This window comes from Blastococcus tunisiensis, assembly GCF_900112815.1.
GTDB lineage: Bacteria > Actinomycetota > Actinomycetes > Mycobacteriales > Geodermatophilaceae > Blastococcus_B > Blastococcus_B tunisiensis.
In genome coordinates this window covers 24,450-45,472 of record NZ_FOND01000001.1, presented here as the reverse complement: position 1 = coordinate 45,472, position 21,023 = coordinate 24,450, and the positions used below count along the sequence as shown (strand labels likewise).

The window sequence follows — 21,023 nt, the reverse complement described above, 5'->3', positions numbered from 1 at the left end:
TGATGACGCCCGCCGAGTGGCCGGAGGTGACCGCCCTGCGCACCCGCGTCTTCGTCGGGGAGCAGGGCGTCCCGGCCGAGATCGAGCAGGACGCCGCCGACGCGACGGCGGTCCACGTGCTGAGCCGCGACGAGGCGGGCGCGGTGGCCGCCACCGGCCGGCTGCTCCTGCGCGGCGACGGCACGGCCACGATCGGCCGGATGGCGACCGACGCCGCGGCCCGTGGGCGGGGGCACGGCGCGGCCGTCCTCGCCGAGCTGCACCGACAGGCCGCCCTGCGCGGCGTGCACACCACGGAGCTGCACGCCCAGGTGACCGCGCGCGGCTTCTACGAGCGCACCGGGTACGTGGCCGAGGGGGCCGAGTACGAGGAGGCGGGTATCGCGCACGTCACGATGCGCCGCACCGCGGCGGACGCCGGACGGCCGTGACGGAGCGGTCCGCCTGTGAGAAGACACGTCCTGTCAGACCCTCGGAGTAGACCTCCGGGAGTGCGAGGATCGACCCACCGCCCCCGCACCACCGAACGCAGGCACCCGTATCCACCGGTCTTCCCCACCGGTCGCCTGCCGGAGCACCTCCCGGCGGGCACGCACGACCACTGAGGAGCACCGACCAGCCGTGAGCAGTTCGTCCGACTCGTTCGCGCACCTGCACGTCCACACCGAGTACTCGATGCTGGACGGCGCGGCCAAGCTGCCCGAGGTCACCGCGGCCGCGGCGGCGCAGGGCATGCCGGCACTGGCGATGACCGACCACGGCAACGTCTTCGGCGCCTACGACTTCTACAAGCAGGCCGTCGCGGCCGGGGTGAAGCCGATCATCGGCATGGAGGGCTACTACACGCCCGGGTCCCGCTTCGACCGCGCGCCGTTCGACTTCGGCGACAAGCTCCTCGACGAGGAGGGCGACGGCGGGAACAACCGCGGCAAGGCCGCCTACACCCACATGACGCTGCTGGCCCGGACGACCGAGGGGATGCACAACCTCTTCCGCATCTCGTCGCTGGCCAGCCTCGAGGGGCAGTACCGCAAGCCGCGCTTCGACCGCGACCTGCTGGAGCGCTACGGGAAAGGCCTCATCGCCACCACCGGCTGCCCGTCGGGCGAGGTGAACATGTGGCTGCGGGCCGGCAAGGAGGACCGCGCCCGGCAGGCGGCCGCGGACTTCCAGGACATCTTCGGCAAGGAGAACTTCTACGCCGAGATCATGGACCACGGCCTGTCCATCGAGAAGCAGACCAAGCCGGCCCTGCTGGCGATCGCCGCGGACCTCGGCATCCCGCTGCTCGCCACCAACGACCTGCACTACACGCACAAGGAGGACGCGCAGGCGCACGACGCGCTGCTGTGCATCCAGACCGGCTCGCGGCTGAACGAGACCAACCGCTTCCGCTTCAACGGGGACGGCTACTACCTCAAGAGCGCCGCCGAGATGCGTGCGCTGTTCAGCGACATGCCCGAGGCGTGCGACAACACGCTGCTGGTCGCCGAGCAGTGCGAGGTGACCTTCACCGAGGGCGCCGACCTCATGCCGCGCTTCCCGCTGCCGCCGGGGGAGGACGAGACCTCCTGGTTCGTCAAGGAGGTCGAGCGCGGGCTGCACAAGCGCTGGCCGGGCGGCATCCCCGACCACGTGCGCAAGCAGGCCGACTACGAGGTCGGGATCATCTGCCAGATGGGCTTCCCGGGGTACTTCCTCGTGGTCGCCGACTTCATCAACTGGGCCAAGGACAACGGCATCCGGGTGGGCCCCGGGCGCGGGTCGGCCGCCGGGTCGCTGGCCGCGTACGCGATGGGCATCACCGACCTCGACCCGCTGGCGCACGGGCTGATCTTCGAGCGGTTCCTCAACCCCGAGCGCGTCTCCATGCCCGACGTCGACATCGACTTCGACGACCGCCGGCGGGGCGAGGTCATCCGCTACGTGTCGGAGAAGTACGGCGAGGAGCGGGTCAGCCAGATCGTCACCTACGGGACGATCAAGGCCAAGGCCGCGATCAAGGACGCCGCACGGGTGCTCGACCGCCCGTACTCGGTCGGCGACGAGCTGACCAAGCTCATGCCACCCGGTGTGATGGGCAAGGACATCCCGCTGTCGGGGATCTTCGACCCGGCCCACCCCCGGTACAAGGAGGCCACGGAGTTCCGGGCCCGGTACGAGTCCGACCCGGGCGCCGCCGAGGTCGTCGACCAGGCCCGCAAGCTCGAGGGCCTGAAGCGGCAGTGGGGCGTGCACGCCGCCGGCGTGATCATCGGCCGGCACCCGCTCATCGACAGCATCCCGATCATGCGCCGGGAGTCCGACGGCGCCGTCATCACGCAGTTCGACTACCCGACCTGCGAGACGCTCGGCCTGCTCAAGATGGACTTCCTCGGCCTGCGCAACCTCACCGTCCTCGACGACGCGCTGCGCAACATCGTGCTGAACGGCAAAGAGCCGGTCGACCTGGACGACATCAGCAAGGACCTCACCGACAAGGCCACCTACGAGCTCCTCGGCCGGGGTGACACGCTCGGCGTCTTCCAGTTCGACGGCGGCCCGATGCGCTCGCTCCTGCGCCTCATGCGGCCGGACAACTTCGAGGACATCTCCGCGGTCGGCGCCCTCTACCGGCCCGGCCCGATGGGCGCCAACTCGCACACCAACTACGCGCTGCGCAAGAACGGCCAGCAGGAGATCACCCCGATCCACCCGGAGCTCGCCGAGCCGCTCGAGGAGATCCTGGGCCAGACGTACGGCCTGATCGTCTACCAGGAACAGGTCATGGCGATCGCGCAGAAGGTGGCCGGGTACTCCCTCGGCAAGGCCGACCTGCTGCGCCGCGCGATGGGCAAGAAGAAGAAGTCGGTCCTGGACGCGGAGTTCGTCGGGTTCGAGGCCGGGATGAAGGCCAACGGCTTCTCCGGCGCGGCGATCAAGACGCTCTGGGACATCCTCGTCCCCTTCGCCGACTACGCGTTCAACAAGGCGCACTCGGCGGCGTACGGGCTGATCTCCTACTGGACGGCCTACCTCAAGGCCAACTACCCGGCCGAGTACATGGCCGGGCTGCTCACCAGCGTCGGCGACGACAAGGACCGCCGCCCGATCTACCTGGCCGAGTGCCGCCGGATGGGCATCAAGGTCCTCCCGCCCGACGTGAACGAGTCCTCGTGGGATTTCACCGCCGTCGGCACCGACATCCGCTTCGGCATGGCCTCGGTGCGCAACGTCGGGACCAACGTCGTCGACTCCATCGTCCGGGCCCGCGAGGCGAAGGGGCCGTTCAAGGACTTCGCCGACTTCATGCGCAAGATCGACACGGTGGCCTGCAACAAGAAGGTCATCGAGTCCCTGGCCAAGGCCGGCGCCTTCGACTCCCTGGGCCACTCCCGCCAGGGCATCGTCGCCGTCCACGCCCAGGCCGTCGACTCCGCGATGGGGCTCAAGCGCAAGGAGGCCGAGGGCCAGTTCGACCTGTTCGGCAGCTTCGGCGACGGCGCGGCCGCCGAGGACGACCCCTTCGGCAGCGCCCTCGACATCACCATCCCGACGGCCGACTGGTCGAAGAGCGAGCGGCTGGTGTTCGAGCGGGACATGCTCGGCCTCTACGTGTCCGACCACCCGCTGCACGGCGTGGAACACGTGCTCACCACCCACGCCGACACCCCGATCGCCGAGATCAACGCCGGGGGGGTGGAGGACGGCGCGAACGTCACCATCGCCGGCATCCTCACCGCCGTGGGACCGCGCACCAACAAGCAGGGCGCTCCGTGGGCGATCGCCACCCTGGAGGACCTCGAGGCCGGCATCGAGGTGCTGTTCTTCCCCAAGACGTGGGCCCAGGTGTCGGACAAGATCGTCCGCGACCAGATCGTCGCCATCAAGGGCCGGATCAGCCGGCGCGACGACCAGCCCTCGCTGTTCGCCTCCGAGGTCAGCGTCCCCGAGCTGACCGAGGGCCCGCGCGGCCCGGTGCTGGTCTCGATGCCTGCGGGGCGGTGCACGCCGCCGGTCGTGGAGCGGCTGCGCGAGGTGCTGGGCAGCCACCCCGGCACCACCGAGGTGCAGCTGAAGCTCATCAACGGCAGCCGGGAGACGGTGCTCCGCCTCGACCAGGGGCTGCGGGTCCGCCCCAGCACGGCCCTCATGGGGGACATCAAGGCGCTGCTGGGCCCGACCAGCGTGGCGATCCTGTGACCGGCCCGGACCGGCCGCCGGCCAGGCGCCTGCCAGCAAGCCGATGTTCACTGGGGCGGTGACCCACCCCGCGCCCCCCACCGACGTGCCGTCCGCCGGCACCCCGGCCGGCAGCACCCCGGCACCCGGGCCGGGTGCCGGCCGGCCCCGGGGCGTCCGTCGGGCGCCGGCCGCCTGGCGGGGCGTCGCGGAGCTGCGGGCCGACCTGGGCAGCGCGGCGGGCGTCGTGCTGTCGCTGATGCTGGCCGGTGTGCCGGCCGGTCTGCTGTGGTGGGCGCTGGCCCCACGCGCGGACTTCCGGATCACCGCGACCGGGCCGGTCCCGGTCGGGATGCCGTCCCCGGAGCTGCTGGTCGCCGACGACGCCGTCCTGGCACTGATCCTGGCCGGTGCCGGGCTGCTGGCGGGCGCCGCGGCCTGGTTCCTCCGCCGGCGCCGGGGGGTGGCGATGGTGCTCGCGCTCGCGCTGGGCGGGGCCCTCACCGGCATCGTGGCCTGGCAGGTGGGCGAGCTGCTGGGCGCCGGGCCCACGGAGTCCGAGCTCGCCGACGTCGGCGCCGTCGTGACCACCTCGCTCACGCTCGGCTCGCTGCCGGCGCTGGCGCTGGCGCCGGTGACCGCGCTGATCGTCTACGTCGCGGCCGTCCTCCACGCGCCCGACGACGGCCTGGGCCGCACCGAACCCGAGCCGGCCGCCCCTGCGGGGTCTGCGCTCAGTTGACCGTCATCGGGGTGGCGAACTGCTGGAGCGGCACGGGCACCGCCCCGAGCTCCTGCAGCAACGTCAGCTCGCGCCGCAGCAGGCGGGACTCCATGGCCAGGCGCCGGCGGGTGGCGGACTCCGCGAGCAGCGCCTGCCGGTCCTCGGTGGTCAGCAGCGCCGCGGAGGCGACCAGGTAGGACAGCGCGGCGGGATCGTCGCTGACTGCGTCGAGCAGCACGGTCGTCTCCGCATCCAGCATCGGCTCGCCCGGTTCGTCGTCCGGGTCGCCGCTGCCCAGGACGGACACCTCGGCGACGTAGCGGGTGAACAGGTGCCGGACCCCTCGGGTGAGCACGTCCAGGGAGCCGCGGGCCACGGAGGCGACGACCTCGTCCAGTCCGTCGTCGCACGGCGGCGCGGTGTCCGCCGTCCCGGGGACGATCAGGCCGTCGGTGTCGCCCGCGGCCTCCTCGGCGGCCTCCTCCTCGGCCAGCCACTCCACCTCGGCCTGCAGGTAGGGCGGGTCCTCGGCGACGACCACGTCGTGCAGCCGGAACCGCTCGCCGCCCACGGTGACGATCCGGAAGCCGCCGTCGGCCTGAGGGCGCACCGCCTGCACCCGTGCGGTGCAGCCGATGTCGTAGAGCGCCTCGGCCGGCGCCACCCGCTCGACCTCCCAGCCCTGGCGGATGGCGACGACGCCGAAGAAGCGCCGGTCGCCGTGCTCGGGGTGCGCCAGCAGGTCACGCATCAACCGGCGGTAGCGCGGCTCGAAGATCTGCAACGGCAGCACGATCCCGGGGAACAGCGGCGTCCCCAGCGGGAACAGCGGGATGAGTTCGCGCACCGGCCCACCGTACGGGCGGAGGAGACCCGGCCGCCGGTGCTGGCTACGCTGGAGGCTCACCCCATCCCTCCGGAGGCATGCCGTGCTCGCCCGCATCGACCTGCGCGGATCCGCGCTGCCGGGACGCCGTGACCTCGCCGGCCTGCTGCCGCGGGCCGGCACCGACATCGACTCGGTCATGGCGACGGTCCGGCCGCTGTGCGAGGACGTGCGCATCCGGGGTGCCCAGGCGGTGCGGGAGATCACCGCGCGGCTCGACGGGGTGGACGCCGAGGACTTCGCCGTGCCGCAGGCCGCGCTGGACCGGGCGCTCGCCGAGTGCGACCAGGCGCTGCGCGCCGCGCTGGAGGAGGCGATCGCCCGGGTCCGGGCGGTGCACGCCGACCAGCGGCGCACCGACGTCACCACCGAGGTCGTCCCCGGCGGGACCGTCACCGAGCGCTGGGTGCCCGTGCGCCGGGTCGGTCTCTACGTGCCCGGCGGCCTGGCGCCGCTGCTGTCCAGCGTCGTCATGAACGTCGTCCCGGCGCAGATCGCGGGGGTGGAGTCGATCGCGGTGGCCTCGCCTCCGCAGCGCGACCACGGCGGGCTGCCCGATCCCGGTGTCCTCGCCGCCTGCGCCCTGCTCGGCATCACGGAGGTGTACGCCGTCGGCGGCGCGCAGGCCGTGGCGGTCTTCGGCTACGGCGCCGGCTCCTGCGAGCCGGTCGACATGGTCACCGGTCCCGGCAACGTGTACGTCACCGCGGCCAAGCGGCTGCTGCGCGGCCGGATCGGCATCGACTCCGAGGCCGGGCCCACCGAGGTCGCGATCCTCGCCGACGACACCGCGGATCCCGCGCACGTGGCCGCGGACCTGATCAGCCAGGCCGAGCACGACCCGCTCGCCGGCGCGGTGCTGGTCACGCCGAGCGAGGCCCTGGCCGAGGCCGTCCTCGCCCTCGTGCCGGGGCAGGTCGCGGCCACCAAGCACTCCGACCGGATCAGCACGGCGCTGGACGGCAGCCAGTCGGGCATCGTGCTGGTCGACGACCTCGAGGTCGGGCTGCAGGTCGTCGACGCCTACGCCGCCGAGCACCTGGAGATCCAGACCCGGGACGCCGCCGCGGTCGCGGCCCGGGTGCGCAACGCCGGCGCGATCTTCGTGGGCGCCTGGTCCCCGGTCTCGCTGGGCGACTACTGCGCCGGGTCCAACCACGTGCTGCCCACCGGCGGCTGCGCCCGCTTCTCCAGCGGGCTGTCGGTGCAGTCCTTCCTGCGCGGCATCCACGTCGTGGAGTACGACGAGGCGGCCCTCGCCGGGGTGGCCGGGCACATCGACGCCCTCGCCGGCGCCGAGGACCTGCCGGCCCACGCGGCCGCGGTCAGGATCCGGCAGCCCCGGTGACGAGCCTGGAGGAGCTCCCGCTGCGGCCGGAGCTGCGCGGTCGCTCGCCCTACGGCGCCCCGCAGCCGCCGGCCACCCACCGGCTCAACACCAACGAGAACCCGCACCCGCTGCCGGCGGACCTGCTCGCCGACCTCGGCGCGGCCCTGGGCCGTGCGGCGCTGGAGCTCAACCGGTACCCCGACCGGGACGCGGTCGCGCTGCGCGCGGACCTGGCGGCCTACCTCACCCGCACGAGCGGCGAGACCGTCACGCCGCAGCAGGTGTGGGCCGCGAACGGCTCCAACGAGGTGCTCCAGCAGGTGCTGCAGGCCTTCGGTGGCGCGGGGCGGACGGCGCTGGGTTTCACCCCGTCGTACTCGATGCACCCGATCCTGGCGGCCGGCACCGGCACGACCTGGGTGGACGGTCACCGCCGCGCCGACTTCACCATCGACACCGCCGCGGCCGCGCAGCAGATCCGCGAGACGGCGCCGGACGTCGTCTTCGTGACCAGCCCGAACAACCCGACCGGCACCGCCGTGGCCCTGGAGACGATCGAGCAGCTGTACGCGGCGACCACCGGCGTCCTGGTCGTCGACGAGGCGTACACCGAGTTCGCCCGGGCGGGGACGCCGTCGGCGCTCACGCTGCTGCCCGGCCGCCCCCGGCTGATCGTGAGCCGGACCATGAGCAAGGCCTTCGGCATGGCGGGTCTGCGCCTGGGATACCTGGCCGCCGATCCGGCGGTCGTCGACGCGCTCCAGCTGGTGCGGCTCCCGTACCACCTGAGCTCGCTCACCCAGGCCGCCGCCCGCACCGCCCTGGCGCACACCGACGCGCTGCTGGCCACCGTCGACGCGGTGAAGGCACAGCGCGACCGGATCGTCGCGGCCCTGCCCGGGATGGGCCTGACCAGCGTGCCCAGCGACGCCAACTTCGTGCTGTTCGGCCGGTTCGCCGACGCCCCGGCCGTCTGGCGCGCGCTGCTCGAGCGCGGGGTGCTCGTCCGCGACGTCGGCCTGCCCGGCTGGCTGCGGGTGACGGCCGGCACGGCGGAGGAGACGGAGGCGTTCCTCACCGCGCTGGGTGAGGTCGCGCGGATCCAGCCCGGACCTGAGGGAGACTGACCACCATGACCCGCACCGCTCGCGTGGAGCGCGAGACCAACGAGACCAAGCTCGTGGTCGAGCTGGACCTCGACGGCACCGGCACCAGCTCGATCAGCACGGGCGTGGGGTTCTACGACCACATGCTCACCGCGCTGTCCAAGCACAGCGGCATCGACCTCACCGTGCGCGCCGACGGCGACCTGCACATCGACGCCCACCACACGGTGGAGGACGTCGCGATCGCCCTGGGGCAGGCGTTCGCGCAGGCGCTCGGCGACAAGCGCGGCATCACCCGCTACGGCGACGCGACCATCCCCATGGACGAGGTGCTCGCCCAGGCCGCCGTCGACCTGTCCGGCCGGCCGTACTTCGTGCACGCCGAGCCCGAGGACATGACGCCGATGATCGGGCCGGACTACCCGACCAGCCTGACCAAGCACGTGCTGGAGTCCTTCGCCTTCAACGCGCGGATCAGCCTGCACGTGCGGGTGCTCTACGCCGGCCGCGACGCCCACCACATCGTCGAGGGGCAGTTCAAGGCGCTGGCCCGGGCGCTGCGCCAGGCGGTCGCGATCGACCCGAGGGTGACGGACGTGCCCTCCACCAAGGGTGCCCTGTAACCGGTGACGGCCGGTCTGGTCCTGCTCCTCGTCGGCGGTTTCCTGCTCGGCGGCGCCTGGAGCGTCTGGCAGGTCGACGAGGACTCCCCGGACCGGGGCGGTCCGCAGGTCGCCCTCGCCGTCGTCCTGCTGGCCGCCGCCCTGATCGCCAGCGCGGCCGGCATCCTGCGCCTCGTCTGAGTAGCTCCCGCGGCCGACACCCGGCGGTCGTACCGTCGGTTCGGTGTCGTTGCCGGTGATACTGCTGCTCGCCGCCCCCCGCCGGCACCATCCGCTTCCAGCGGGTGACCCACAGGAGTCGGGAGCAGGCAGGAGGCGACGATGGGGGAGTGGGCCACGTCGGGGGTGACCGGCCTCCTTGTCGGCGGCGCAGTGGGACTGCTACTGAGCGTGCTGTTCGAGGACACGCTGAAGAAGGGCCTCTACCGCGGCCGACGCAAGGTCCGGGTGCGGGGGCGGCGGGCACGTCCGCCGGCCCCACGGGAGACCTTCTCGCTCGGGCCCTTGAAGACGTCACATCTGGTGATCGAGGGCGACGGGGTGCAGGAGATCGCCGAGGAATCGGTCACGGTGATCGTCGAACCGAGCTTCGTCACCCTCCCGCCCGATGTCGCCGCCCGGCGGGAGGAGATCGCCGTCGAGCAGGCGCATCGTCGGGCCGAAGGACTGCCTGCCGCCTGGAACGGACCCAGCTACGCGATCGCCCGGTTCTCCGTCAGCCGTCGCCCGGACGACGAGGCGCCCGAGGTGTTCGTTCGGCTCAGACATTCCGACTTCTTCACGTTCCTGGCCACCCAGGAACTTGACGTCGTGGGCGCGGACGGCCAGACGCTCCGGGAGCGCTACCTCGGCGGCGACCCCCTGAAGGTCGAGCCGTTCATGTCCAGCAGTTTCGGGGTGAACATCGCGGTCGTCACCGCCGACCACCGGTTGCTGATCAGTCGTCGTAGCGACCGGGTCCAGACGGCCCGGTCGCTGTGGTCCTCGTCGGCGAACGAGGCGCTCTCGCGCAGCATCGACTCCGCCGGTCGGCAGGAACCAAGCTTCCACGGCGTCGCTCGGCGGGGACTGTGCGAAGAGCTGTCGCTTGACGACGATGAGTATGGACTGAAGCTCCTGACGTTCTGCCTCGACACGGCCACCCACCAGTGGGGGGCGACGTTCGTCGCCCGTCTGCACAGCCTGACCAGCACCGAGTTGGAAGAGCGTTGGTCCCGGGGGGCACCGGACGCCTGGGAACACGACCGCCACTGCTTCGTCCGATTCGTGCCCGAGGACGTCTTCCGATTCGTCCTCGCGCCCGAGCGGCGGGACCGGTGGACGGCCACCGGTCCACCGCTGTACTTCTACGCGCTGGCGAACGAGTACGGCCGGGCGCGCGTGGAGAAGGCGATCCGGACGGTCGCGCGGGAACCTGCCGGCCGCCGCCGTCGCGGCCGTCGACGAGCGGCGAGTGGCGTCGACCACGTGGCCGCCGGGGAACACGGGGGGAATGCAAGGCGCTGATCGGTAGCGTGGCAGGCGTGAAGAAGGTGACGATCCTCGACTACGGGTCGGGCAACCTGCGGTCGGCCGAGCGGGCGCTGGCCCGCGTCGGTGCGGACGTGACGGTGACCGCCGACCCGCAGGCGGTCCTGGACGCCGACGGGCTCGTCGTCCCGGGGGTGGGCGCGTTCGCCGCCTGCATGACCGGTCTGCGGGCCGTGGACGGGCCCCGGCTGATCGGCCGCCGGCTGGCCGGTGGCCGGCCGGTCCTCGGCATCTGCGTGGGCATGCAGATCCTCTTCGACCGCGGCGTCGAGCACGGCCACGACGCCGAGGGCTGCGGTGAGTGGCCCGGTGTCGTCGAGCAGCTCGAGGCGCCGGTGCTCCCGCACATGGGCTGGAACACCGTCGAGACCCCCGCGGACACCGTGCTGTTCGACGGCCTGGCCGACGAGCGCTTCTACTTCGTGCACTCCTACGGCGTGCGCGAGTTCCCGCTGGCCGCCGACGGCCCGCCCACGCCGCTGGCCAAGCCGCGGGTGACCTGGGCCGAGCACGGCGACCGGTTCGTCGCCGGCGTGGAGAACGGCGCGCTCTCGGCGACGCAGTTCCACCCCGAGAAGAGCGGCGACGCCGGGGCCCAGCTGCTCACGAACTGGCTGCGGACACTCGCCTGACCTGACCCGGGAGCGCCGCGCGCGCACCTAGGGTGACGCCGTGTCAGCGACCCGGTCACGGAACGCCGGACGGCCGAGCCGGCTCGCCGGGCTGGCCGTCGTGCTGGTCCTGCTCGCCCTGGCGGCCTGGAGCGTGGCGAGCCTGCGGCCGCCCGATCCCGCGCCCGCCGACGCCCCGGCGCAGGACTTCAGCGCCACCCGCGCCTTCGGCCACGTCGAGGCGATCGCGGCGCAGCCGCACGTGGTCGGCAGCGCGGAGTCCGGACGGGTCGTGGACCGGCTGGTCGAGACCCTCCGCGGCCTGGGCCTGGACACCCGCGTGCAGAACGCCGTCGGCGCGACCCGCACGGCCGCCGGGGAGACCCGGATGGCGCGGGTGCGCAACGTGGTCGCCGTGCTGCCCGGCACCGATCCGACCGGCCGGCTCTTCCTGACCGCCCACCACGACTCCGTCGAGACCGGCCCGGGGGCCGCCGACGACGCGGCCGGCGTGGCCGCCGTGCTCGAGTCGGTGCGCGCGCTGGCGGCCGAGCCGGCGCTGCGCAACGACGTCGTGGTGCTGCTCACCGACGCCGAGGAGGCCTGCTCCTGCGGCGCGGAGGCGTTCACCGCGGCACACCCGCTCGGCTCGGCCGGCGGCGTCGTCCTGAACCTCGAGGCCCGGGGGACCGGCGGGCCGCCGATCATGTTCGAGACCTCGCCCGGCAACGCCGCCCTGGCGCAGGCCTACGCCGCGGCCGCGCCGCACCCGGTCGCCAGCAGCGTCGCCGTCGAGGTCTACCGGGCGCTGCCCAACTTCACCGACTTCAGCGTGTTCCTGGCCGACGGGGACTTCACCGGGCTCAACACCGCCTTCGTCGACGGCGCGGCCGCCTACCACAGCCCGCAGGACGTGCCCGAGCGGCTGGACCGGGGATCGCTGCAGGCCATGGGGGACAACGCCCTGGCCGTCGCCCGCGAACTGGGCGACCGCGACCTCTCCGCCCTGGCCGAGCCGGGCGCGGCCGACGCCACCTACTTCCCGGTGCTCGGGGAGCTGGTCCACTACTCGGACGCGCTGGTCCGTCCGCTCGCCGGGGCCGCCCTGGCCGCGGTGGGCCTGCTCGTCCTCGTGCTGCACCGCCGGGGCATCAGCTCCCTCGGCCGGACGGCGGTCGCGACGGTGCTGGCCGTCGTGCCGCTGGTCCTCGCGCTCCTGGCCGCCCAGGGGCTGTGGCTGCTGCTGGTCGCCGTCCGCCCCGGGTACGGGCAGCTGCTGGACCCGTGGCGACCCGGCTGGTTCCGGCTGGCGACCGTCGCCCTGCTGGCCGGAGTGGTGCTGTGCTGGTTGGCGCTGCTGCGCCGGCGGGTGGGGTCGGCCGCGCTGGCCACCGGCGCCCTCGTCTGGCTGGCCGTGCTCGGTGCGGTGCTCGCCGGCGTCGCACCCGGTGGTTCCTACCTCGCGGTGTGGCCGGCGCTCGCCGGCGCCCTGACCGGGCTGGTCGCCTCGGCCTCCGGTTCCCGGGTACTGACCGTGCTGTCCGCGCTGCTCGGGGGCGCGGTGGCCGTCGTGGTCCTGGCGCCGACCGTCGCACTCTTCTTCCCGGCCCTCGGTCTGAGCGCGGCGGCGGCGCCCTCGGCGGTCGCCGCGCTGCTGCTGGTGGCGCTGCTGCCGGCGCTCGACCTGCTCTTCCCGGGAGAGGACGACCACCGGCCCTGGTCGGTCGCCGCGGTGCCCGCGGCCGCACTTGCGGCGGCCATCGCCTTCGCCGGGATCGGGCTGGTCGTGGACCGGTTCGACGCCGATCACCCGGTGCCCAGCCGGCTGGCCTACGTCCTCGACCGGGACACCGGCCAGGCCTCCTGGGTGAGCACGGAGCAGTCCCCGGGGTCCTACACGGTGGACTTCGTCGGCACCCGGGCCGAGCTCGACGCCCGGTACCCCTACCTGGGCGGACCCGTGTGGTCCGGCCGGGCCGAGCCGGCCGACCTCGCGGCCGCCGTCGTCGAGACGGTCGCCGACTCGCCCGTCGGCGCCCGCCGCGAGCTGTCGGTCCGCGTCACGCCGCAGCGCGCCGGTGTCCGGATGCTCGTCCTCGACCTGCGCGTGGCCGGTGGCACCGTCGCCGGGGCCCGCGTCGGCGGCCGCCCCGTGCCGGCCGGGGAGCTCGGGGGCGACCGGGCGTGGATCGTGTTCCACGCGCCGCCCGAGGGCGGGCTGCCGGCGTCGTTCAGCATCGAGGGGGACGGCGAGGTGACCCTGCGGGTCGTCGAGGTCAGCGACGGGCTGGCGGGCCTGCCCGGGCACGAGCCACGGCCCGCCGGGGTGGACGCGGCGGGGTCGCACAGCTCGGACGTCGTCCACGTGGCCGCCACCACCCGGCTGGGCTGATCAGGTCCGCAGGTACGAGGCGCCGTTGACGTCGACGACGGTGCCGTTGGAGAACCGTGCCTCCGGCGAGGCGAGCCACAGCACCGCCGACGCCACCTCCTCGGGTACCGCGACCCGGCCGAACGGTGACTGGGCGCGGACGGCGTCCCCGCCCGGGCCGTCGAGCACCTCGCGGGCCATCTCGGTCTGCACGAAGCCCGGGGCCACGCAGGTGACCGAGATCCCGTGCGGTGCGAGGGCCAGCGCCATCGATTGCGCGAACGCGTTCAGCCCCGCTTTGGACGCCCCGTAGGCGGGGTTGACCGGCTCGCCGCGGAAGGCGCCCCGGCTGGACACGTTGACCACCGCGCCGCCCCCGGCCGCGATCAGGTGCGGCACGGCGCGGAACGTGGCGTTGGCCGCACCCACGAGGTTGACGGCGAGAGTCTGCGACCAGGCGGCCTGCCAGTCGGCGTAGGACGTCTCCAGCGGCGGGTGCGCGGTGAACACGCCGGCGTTGTTGACCAGCACGTCCAGGCCGCCGAGCGCCGCGGCCGCCTCGTCGACCATGCCCGCCACCGCGCCGGCGTCGGCCAGGTCCGCCTGCACCAGCACGTGCCCCTCGCCGGGGAGCTCGGCCAGCACCCGCTCGGCGCGCTCCCGGGAGCTGCCCCAGTGCACCGCCACCCGGTCGCCCCGCTCGGCGAACGCCCGGGCGATGGCCCGTCCGATGCCGCGGGAGCCCCCGGTGACCAGCACCGCCCGTCCCTCACCAGCTGCCACGGTGCACGACCTCCTCGACGGGGCGCCGGCCACGGCGCAGGGACGGGGAGCGGCGGTCGCCGTCCCCGGGGTAGCCGACCGACACGCAGCCGACCGGCCGGTAGGCCTCGGGGACGCCGAAGGCGGCCCGGAACGCGCCGACGCGGTCCGCGGGGATCCCGAAGAAGCAGGCGCCCAGCCCCTCGTCGACCGCGGTGAGCAGCATCAGCAGCGACGCCATCCCGGTGTCGACGTCCCAGTAGGGCACCGGCCAGCGGGACTCGTCCCGGTCTGTCCAGCCCTTGTCCGGCTCGGCGTAGCGGTCCAGGTAGGCGCCCTTGTTCGCCAGCGGGACGATCAGCAGGGGAGCCCGGCTCATGCGGGTGAGCCAGCCGTCCGGTGCACCCCCACCGGTCGTCGCGGCCCAGAACCGGTCGCGCTCGTCGGCCGACTCCAGCACGAGGAACGCCCACCCCTGGCTGAACCCGGCCGACGGGGCCCGGATCGCGTGCTCGAGCAGCCGCTCGCGCACGAGCGCCGGCACCGGGCGGCCGGGGTCGTAGTCGCGCACCATGCGCCGTCGCCGGACGACGTCAGCGAATTCCATGCCAGCACTCCACGGACGACAGCCTGCCGTAGGGGTCCGACGCGTCCGCTCCTAGGCTGCTCACCGTGCCGAAGCTGCAGCTGCTCCCCGCCGTCGACGTCGCCGACGGCCAGGCCGTCCGTCTCGTGCAGGGGGAGGCCGGCAGCGAGACCTCCTACGGCGACCCGCTCGAGGCCGCGATGCAGTGGCAGCGCGACGGCGCCGAGTGGGTGCACCTGGTCGACCTCGACGCCGCCTTCGGCCGGGGCACCAACCGCGAGCTGCTGGCGCGGGTCGTCGGCGAGCTCGACGTCGACGTCGAGCTCTCCGGAGGCATCCGGGACGACGAGTCGCTGGCCGCCGCGCTGGCCACGGGCTGCCGCCGGGTGAACCTGGGCACCGCCGCCCTGGAGTCCCCGGAGTGGTGCGCCCGCGCGATCGCCGAGCACGGGGACCGCATCGCCGTCGGTCTCGACGTCCGCGGCACCCGGCTGGCCGCCCGCGGCTGGACCAAGGAGGGCGGAGAGCTCTACGAGACCCTCGCCCGCCTGGACGCCGAGGGCTGCGCCCGCTACGTGGTCACCGACATCACCAAGGACGGCACGCTGCGCGGGCCCAACCTCGACCTGCTGCGCGAGGTCTGCGCGGCCACCCCGCGGCCGGTCGTCGCCTCCGGCGGCGTCAGCTCGCTGGACGACATCCGGGCGCTGGCCGGGCTCACCGCGGTCGGCGTCGAGGGCGCGATCGTGGGCAAGGCCCTCTACGCCGGCGCGTTCACCCTCCCCGAGGCGCTGCGGGTGACCGAGGACGCCCGCCCGTGAGCGTGATCCGCCTCGGGTCGGGCGCCCCCTGGGAGGGCGTCGTGGGGTACAGCCGGGTGGTGGTCCGCGGCGAGGCCGCGTGGGTGAGCGGGACGACGGCCACCGTCGACGGCGCGGTGGTGCACCCCGGCGACGCGGGGGCGCAGACGCGGCAGTGCCTGCGGACCATCGAGCAGTCCCTCGAGCGGGCCGGGTTCACGCTGAACGACGTCGTCCGCACCCGGATGTTCGTCACCGACATCTCCCGCTGGGAGGAGGTCGGCCGCGCCCATGGCGAGGTCTTCGGCGACATCCGCCCGGCGACGACGATGGTGCAGGTCGCCGCCCTGATCGACCCCGCGATGCTGGTGGAGATCGAGGCCGAGGCCGTGCGCGGGGTGCCCGCATGACCCTCGCCGTGCGGGTGATCCCGTGCCTGGACGTCGACGCCGGGCGGGTGGTGAAGGGGGTGAACTTCGTCGACCTGCGGGACGCCGGCGACCCGGTGGAGATGGCCCGGGTCTACGACGCCGAGGGCGCCGACGAGCTGACCTTCCTCGACATCACCGCCAGCTCCGGCGACCGGGCCACCACCTACGACGTGGTCAGCCGGACGGCGGAGAGCGTGTTCATCCCGCTGACCGTCGGCGGGGGCGTGCGCACGCCCGGGGACGTGGACCGCCTGCTGCGTGCGGGTGCGGACAAGGTCGCCGTCAACACGGCGGCGGTCGCCCGGCCCGAGCTGATCGCCGAGATCGCCGACCGGTTCGGCAACCAGGTGCTGGTGCTGTCGCTGGACGCCCGCCGCTGCCAGGACGGGGCGCAGACGGAGTCCGGCTTCGAGATCACCACGCACGGCGGGCGCCGGGGCATCGGGCAGGACGCCGTCGAGTGGTGCATCCGGGCCGCCGAGCTCGGGGCGGGGGAGATCCTGCTGAACTCCATGGACGCCGACGGCACCCGCGCCGGCTTCGACACCGACCTCATCCGGCAGGTGCGCCGCGAGGTCCGCGTGCCGCTGATCGCCAGCGGGGGAGCGGGTGCGGCCGAGCACTTCCCGCCCGCGGTCGAGGCCGGTGCCGACGCCGTCCTGGCGGCCAGTGTCTTCCACTTCGGGATGCTGCGGGTCGGCGAGGTCAAGGCCGCCCTCGCCGCGGCCGGGATCCCGGTGCGGCAGGAAACCGACCACCCGCTCGGCTAGGAGACGTCCACGCGGGCGACGTCGCGGCGGCCGGACGCCCAGAGCAGCAGCTCGAGCGGTTCGCCGGTGACCGTGCGTCCGCCGGACCCGATCCGCTTCTGCACCCCGGTCGCGTCGCTGCGCCGCAGCACGAGGCCGCGGCGCCCGGCGGCCCGCCGGGCGTAGAGGGTGGCGGGGGCCCACAGGGCGTCCTGCCGGGCGGGGGAGAGCGGACGCGGCCGCCAGTCCGGCTGCGCCCGGCGGACGTCCTCGTGGTGGATGACGAACTCCGCGGTGTTGACCACCCGGGCGACCGGGCCCCACGCCAGCGGCGACCACGCCGGCGGCCCCGCGCGGAACCGGTCGACCACCTCGGCGAACGGGGTGGCGGCGCGCAGCCGGTCCTCCACCCGGTGCGACCAGGAGCCCAGCGGGGCGCCGCCGGGCAGCATCTCGAGACCGAAGCCCGGCATGGCGTCGGGACGCCGGTCGCGGGTCACCAGGTGCGCGGCCAGGTGCGCCGTCGTCCACCCGGCGCAGCAGGTGGGGGCGTCCGGCCCGAGCTCGTCGAACAGGTCGGCCAGGTCGGTGCGCTCGGAATCGGCGAAGGAACGGGAAGAGGCGGGCATCGGCGGAGGTTACCGAGATGCCCGTGACGCGGCCTCCCGGCAGACGCTTAGCCGGACTCACGATCACGTAGCATCCGAGAGCTCGCCGACCAGAGGAGAACAGTGGCCCGCCGCCGAGACGCCGTCGTCCGGCGCGGTCTCCGTCACGTGGGGCGCGGCATCGTCGAGCAGCCCCGCATGTTCACCCTCGCGGTGCTGGGCAGCAGCCTGTACGGCGCGATGACCGTGGCGAGCGCCTACGTGATCGGTGAGGTCACCGACCGCGTGCTGCTGCCGTCCTTCGACGACGGCGTCACCACGGCCACCGCCCTCTCCCTGGCCGCTGCCGCCATCGTCGGCGTGGCCCTGCTGAAGATCGTCGGCATCCTCGGCCGCCGGCTCTTCGCCGGGATCATGAGCTACCGGCTGCAGGCCGAGTACCGCCGCCGCGTCACGCGTCAGTACCTCCGCCTGCCGCTGTCGTGGCACCAGCGGCACCCGACCGGGCAGCTGCTCTCCAACGCCAACTCCGACGTCGAGGCGTCCTGGTACTTCGTCGCGCCGCTGCCGTTCGCCGTCGGCGCGCTGGTGATGATCGCGATCACCTCGGTCGCCCTGGTGCTCACCGACCCGCTGCTGGCCCTCGTCGGCCTGGTCGTCTTCCCGCTCGTCTTCCTGGTCAACATCGTCTACTCGCAGGTGATGAGCCCGCGCATGCAGCGCGCCCAGCAGCTGCGCGCCGAGGTCAGCGAGATCGCCCACGAGAGCTTCGACGCCGCCCTGGTGGTCAAGACCCTGGGCCGCGAGTCGGCGGAGAGCGAGCGCTTCGGGGCCCGTGCCGAGGAGCTGCGCGACGGGCTGATCGCCGTCGGCCGTGTGCGCGGCCTGTTCGACCCGTTGATGGAGGCGCTGCCGAACCTGGGCACCCTCGCCGTCCTGCTGATCGGCGCCGGGCGGGTGGCCGACGGCAGCACCGACGCCGGCGAGCTGGTCTCCATCGCCTACCTGTTCACCCTGCTGGCGCTGCCGATCCGCGCGATCGGCTGGGTGCTGGCCGACCTGCCCCGGGCCCTCGCCGGCTTCGACCGGGTCACGCCGGTGCTGGAGGCGACCGGGGAGACGCCCTACGGCCCGGATGCCGCCGCCGTGGTCACCGGGGGCGCCACGGTCGGGGTCGCGGGCGTGGACTTCGCCTTCGCCGACGCCTCCGCGCCGACCCTGCGCGGGGTCACCTTCGACGTCCGGCCCGGGACGACGGTCGCCGTCGTCGGGCCCACCGGTTCGGGCAAGTCGACGCTGGCCGGCCTCCTCGTCCGGCTGGTCGACCCGGCCGACGGCACCGTGCTCCTGGACGGCGTGGACGTGCGCCGGCTCCGCGAGGGCGAGGTCAGCGGGCAGGCGGCCTTCGTCGCCCAGGGCACGTTCCTCTTCGACGACACGGTCCGCGGGAACGTCACCCTCGACGAGCCGTTCTCCGACGAGCAGGTGTGGGCAGCGCTGCGGGTGGCCGCCGCCGACGAGTTCGTCGCCGCGCTGCCCGACGGCCTCGAGACCCGGGTCGGGGAACGGGGCGCGACGCTGTCGGGCGGGCAGCGGCAGCGCCTGGCGCTGGCGAGGGCCGTCGTCCGGCGGCCGCGGCTGCTCGTCCTGGACGACGCGACGAGCGCGGTGGACCCGTCCGTGGAGGCCCGCATCCTCGACGCGCTGCGCGACAGCGACGAGCCCGCGACCGTCGTCGTGATCGCCTACCGGCAGGCCACCATCTCCCTGGCCGACGAGGTGGTCTGGCTCGAGCAGGGCCGGGTGCTGGCCCGCGGCAGCCACGAGCAGCTGCTCGGCGAGGTGCCCGGCTACGCCGCGCTGGTGCGCGCCTACGCGCAGGCGGAGGTGCCCGCGTGACCGACGTGGTGGTGCCCGCGGACGCGCGGTGCGAGGGCGCCCTGGCCACCCTGCGCCGTGGCCTGCGGATGATGCCCGAGTTCCGGCGCGGGCTGCCGGCCACCTTCGCGCTGGCGCTCCTGGCCACCGCCGGCCGGGTGGTCGTACCGATCGCCGTCCAGCAGGTCATCGACCGCGGGCTGGCCGACGGCGGCGCCGACATGGAGCTGATCACCCGGCTGGTGGCGCTCTGCGCCGTCGTCGTGCTGATCACGGCCGTCGCGGTCTACCGGATGAACCTCCGGCTGTTCCGCACGACGGAGACGGCGCTGGCGGGACTGCGCGTCCGCGCCTTCCGGCACGTGCACGACCTGTCGGTCCTGCACCAGCAGGGCGAGCGCCGCGGGTCGCTGGTCTCCCGGGTGACCAGCGACGTCGACCAGCTCTCCACCTTCATGCAGTGGGGCGGGGTGCTGGGGCTGATCAGCCTGGGCCAGCTGGTGGTGGCGACGGCGGTCATGGCCGTCTACTCCTGGCAGCTGACGCTGCTGGTGCTCCTCTGCTTCGTCCCGCTGGGGATCGCGGTCCGGTGGTTCGCCCAGCGGCTGGCGACCGCGTACGGCGTGGTGCGGGAGCGGGTGGGCGACGTCCTCGGTGCCGTGGCGGAGTCCGTCGTCGGCGCCCCGACGGTGCGCGCCTACGGCGTCGGCGCCCGGACGGCGGGCCGCATCGACACCGCGATCGACCGGCAGTACCGCGCGCAGGTCGACGCGCAGAAGGTGACCGCGGCGGTCTTCATCAGCGGCGAGTTCGTGGCCGCCCTCGCCAACGCCGCCGTGGTCGTGGTCGGCGTGCTGCTCGGCCTGGCCGGGGACATCACGGCCGGCACGCTGGTGGCCTTCCTCTTCCTGGTCACCCTGTTCGTCGCGCCGGTGCAGACCGCGAGCGAGGTGCTCAACGAGGCGCAGAACGCGGTCGCCGGCTTCCGCCGCGTGCTCGACGTCATCGACACCGCGCCCGACGTCCGCGACCCGGCGGTGGCCGCCCCGGAGCGGGCGCGGAACCTGCCCGACAGACCGCTCGGCGTGCGCTTCGACGGCGTCGCGTTCCGCTACGCGCCCGGCGCGCGTCTCGCGCTGGACGACGTCTCGCTCACCATCGACCCGCGCCGGCGGGTCGCGGTCGTGGGGGAGACCGGGTCGGGCAAGACCACGTTCGCCAAGCTCGTCACCCGGCTGATGGACCCGGTCGAGGGCACCGTGCTGCTCGGGTCGGACGACGGGGGCTGGGTGCCGCTGGACGAGGTGGCCTTCTCCTCGCTGCGCGCGCGGGTGGTGATGGTGCCGCAGGACGGGTTCCTGTTCGACGCGACCGTCGCCGACAACGTCCGCTACGGCCGTCCGGGGATGACCGACGCCGAGGTCGCGGCGGCGTTCGACGACCTCGGGCTCGACGCCTGGGTGGCCGGCCTGCCCGACGGCGTGGCCACCGCGGTGGGGCAGCGCGGGGAGTCCCTGTCCTCGGGCGAGCGGCAGCTGGTGGCGATCGCGCGGGCCTACGTGGCCGACCCCGACCTGCTGGTGCTCGACGAGGCGACCAGCGCCGTCGACCCGGCGACCGAGCAGCGGCTCACCCGGGCGCTGGACCGGCTGACCGACGGGCGCACCACGCTGACCATCGCGCACCGGCTCTCCACCGCCGAGCGCGCCGACGAGGTGCTCGTGGTCGACGCCGGGCACGTCGTCCAGCGGGGGACGCACGCCGAGCTCGTCGATGTGGACGGCCCGTACGCCCGGTTGCACGCCTCGTGGCGGCGCTCCTCCGCGGGCAGCGCCGCGGCGGCGGGCTGACCCCTTACGCTCCGCCC

The 21,023-nt window shown here is 74.1% G+C and carries 19 protein-coding genes; 15 read left to right on the top strand and 4 right to left on the bottom strand.

Translation table 11 applies throughout. The features are described from left to right. Positions 1-2 precede the first annotated feature (2 nt). The 3 genes from BM142_RS00185 to BM142_RS00175 all read left to right on the top strand — a co-directional run bounded on the left by BM142_RS00185 (position 3) and on the right by BM142_RS00175 (position 4,903). Complete coding sequence (locus BM142_RS00185; RefSeq protein ID WP_254790478.1) at positions 3-431, top strand: GNAT family N-acetyltransferase; 429 nt, start codon at positions 3-5, stop codon at positions 429-431. A 190-nt stretch (positions 432-621) separates the two neighbouring features. After that, positions 622-4,182 (top strand): DNA polymerase III subunit alpha, encoded by a 3,561-nt coding sequence (gene dnaE, locus BM142_RS00180; RefSeq protein WP_092194789.1) that lies wholly within the window; start codon positions 622-624, stop codon positions 4,180-4,182. Between the two features lie 58 nt (positions 4,183-4,240). Beyond that, positions 4,241-4,903, top strand: coding sequence for an LPXTG cell wall anchor domain-containing protein (locus BM142_RS00175; protein ID WP_139228723.1), 663 nt, complete (start codon positions 4,241-4,243; stop codon positions 4,901-4,903). Here BM142_RS00175 and BM142_RS00170 read toward each other — a convergent pair. Continuing rightward, the gene (locus tag BM142_RS00170; RefSeq protein ID WP_254790427.1) at positions 4,896-5,732 is read right to left on the bottom strand and encodes an LON peptidase substrate-binding domain-containing protein; all 837 of its coding nucleotides are present in this window, start codon (positions 5,730-5,732) and stop codon (positions 4,896-4,898) included. The two genes, BM142_RS00175 and BM142_RS00170, sit on opposite strands and share 8 nt — an antisense overlap. An 82-nt stretch (positions 5,733-5,814) precedes the next feature. Between BM142_RS00170 and hisD the strand changes: the two genes are divergently transcribed. The 7 genes from hisD to BM142_RS00140 all read left to right on the top strand — a co-directional run bounded on the left by hisD (position 5,815) and on the right by BM142_RS00140 (position 13,363). Next, complete coding sequence (gene hisD / locus BM142_RS00165) at positions 5,815-7,119, top strand: histidinol dehydrogenase (RefSeq protein WP_092194787.1); 1,305 nt, start codon at positions 5,815-5,817, stop codon at positions 7,117-7,119. Then, the gene (locus BM142_RS00160) at positions 7,116-8,228 is read left to right on the top strand and encodes a histidinol-phosphate transaminase (protein ID WP_092194786.1); all 1,113 of its coding nucleotides are present in this window, start codon (positions 7,116-7,118) and stop codon (positions 8,226-8,228) included. The genes hisD and BM142_RS00160 overlap by 4 nt, the downstream gene beginning before the upstream one ends. Positions 8,229-8,233: 5 nt before the next feature. Then, on the top strand, positions 8,234-8,830 hold the full coding sequence (gene hisB, locus BM142_RS00155) for an imidazoleglycerol-phosphate dehydratase HisB (protein ID WP_092194785.1): 597 nt from the start codon (positions 8,234-8,236) through the stop codon (positions 8,828-8,830). 3 nt (positions 8,831-8,833) lie between these two features. After that, positions 8,834-9,010 carry a hypothetical protein gene (locus BM142_RS24320; protein WP_175527028.1) on the top strand — a complete coding sequence of 59 codons (177 nt, stop codon included), beginning with the start codon at positions 8,834-8,836 and terminating at the stop codon, positions 9,008-9,010. Between the two features lie 141 nt (positions 9,011-9,151). Then, a complete protein-coding gene (locus BM142_RS00150; protein WP_092194784.1) occupies positions 9,152-10,336 on the top strand; it encodes a hypothetical protein in 1,185 nt (394 codons plus the stop codon). A 17-nt stretch (positions 10,337-10,353) separates the two neighbouring features. Then, positions 10,354-10,992 (top strand): imidazole glycerol phosphate synthase subunit HisH, encoded by a 639-nt coding sequence (hisH, locus tag BM142_RS00145; RefSeq protein WP_092194783.1) that lies wholly within the window; start codon positions 10,354-10,356, stop codon positions 10,990-10,992. Positions 10,993-11,032: 40 nt separating this feature from the next. Further along, entirely contained in the window at positions 11,033-13,363 is a 2,331-nt protein-coding gene (locus BM142_RS00140; protein ID WP_092194782.1) for a M20/M25/M40 family metallo-hydrolase, read from the top strand. On the opposite strand, the gene BM142_RS00135 is transcribed toward BM142_RS00140, so the two are convergent. Both BM142_RS00135 and BM142_RS00130 read right to left on the bottom strand, forming a co-directional pair. Continuing rightward, a complete protein-coding gene (locus BM142_RS00135) occupies positions 13,364-14,125 on the bottom strand; it encodes an SDR family NAD(P)-dependent oxidoreductase (RefSeq protein ID WP_092194781.1) in 762 nt (253 codons plus the stop codon). Next, positions 14,112-14,711, bottom strand: coding sequence for a nitroreductase family protein (locus BM142_RS00130; protein ID WP_092194780.1), 600 nt, complete (start codon positions 14,709-14,711; stop codon positions 14,112-14,114). The genes BM142_RS00135 and BM142_RS00130 overlap by 14 nt, the downstream gene beginning before the upstream one ends. Before the next feature lie 65 nt (positions 14,712-14,776). On the opposite strand from BM142_RS00130, the gene priA reads away from it, so the two are divergent. Genes priA through hisF form a run of 3 tightly spaced genes read left to right on the top strand, consistent with a single transcriptional unit; the run spans position 14,777 to position 16,691 of the window. Then, positions 14,777-15,511: a bifunctional 1-(5-phosphoribosyl)-5-((5-phosphoribosylamino)methylideneamino)imidazole-4-carboxamide isomerase/phosphoribosylanthranilate isomerase PriA gene (priA, locus tag BM142_RS00125; RefSeq protein ID WP_092194779.1), complete on the top strand. Its 735-nt coding sequence runs from the start codon at positions 14,777-14,779 to the stop codon at positions 15,509-15,511. Then, positions 15,508-15,900, top strand: coding sequence for a RidA family protein (locus BM142_RS00120; protein WP_092194778.1), 393 nt, complete (start codon positions 15,508-15,510; stop codon positions 15,898-15,900). The genes priA and BM142_RS00120 overlap by 4 nt, the downstream gene beginning before the upstream one ends. Next, positions 15,897-16,691 carry an imidazole glycerol phosphate synthase subunit HisF gene (hisF, locus tag BM142_RS00115; RefSeq protein WP_092194777.1) on the top strand — a complete coding sequence of 265 codons (795 nt, stop codon included), beginning with the start codon at positions 15,897-15,899 and terminating at the stop codon, positions 16,689-16,691. The genes BM142_RS00120 and hisF overlap by 4 nt, the downstream gene beginning before the upstream one ends. Here hisF and BM142_RS00110 read toward each other — a convergent pair. Continuing rightward, complete coding sequence (locus tag BM142_RS00110; protein ID WP_092194776.1) at positions 16,688-17,299, bottom strand: TIGR03085 family metal-binding protein; 612 nt, start codon at positions 17,297-17,299, stop codon at positions 16,688-16,690. The two genes, hisF and BM142_RS00110, sit on opposite strands and share 4 nt — an antisense overlap. A 102-nt stretch (positions 17,300-17,401) precedes the next feature. Between BM142_RS00110 and BM142_RS00105 the strand changes: the two genes are divergently transcribed. Continuing rightward, positions 17,402-19,177 carry an ABC transporter ATP-binding protein gene (locus BM142_RS00105; RefSeq protein ID WP_092194775.1) on the top strand — a complete coding sequence of 592 codons (1,776 nt, stop codon included), beginning with the start codon at positions 17,402-17,404 and terminating at the stop codon, positions 19,175-19,177. Further along, positions 19,174-21,006: an ABC transporter ATP-binding protein gene (locus BM142_RS00100; RefSeq protein WP_217640507.1), complete on the top strand. Its 1,833-nt coding sequence runs from the start codon at positions 19,174-19,176 to the stop codon at positions 21,004-21,006. Before BM142_RS00105 ends, BM142_RS00100 begins: the two co-directional genes overlap by 4 nt. Positions 21,007-21,023 lie beyond the last annotated feature (17 nt).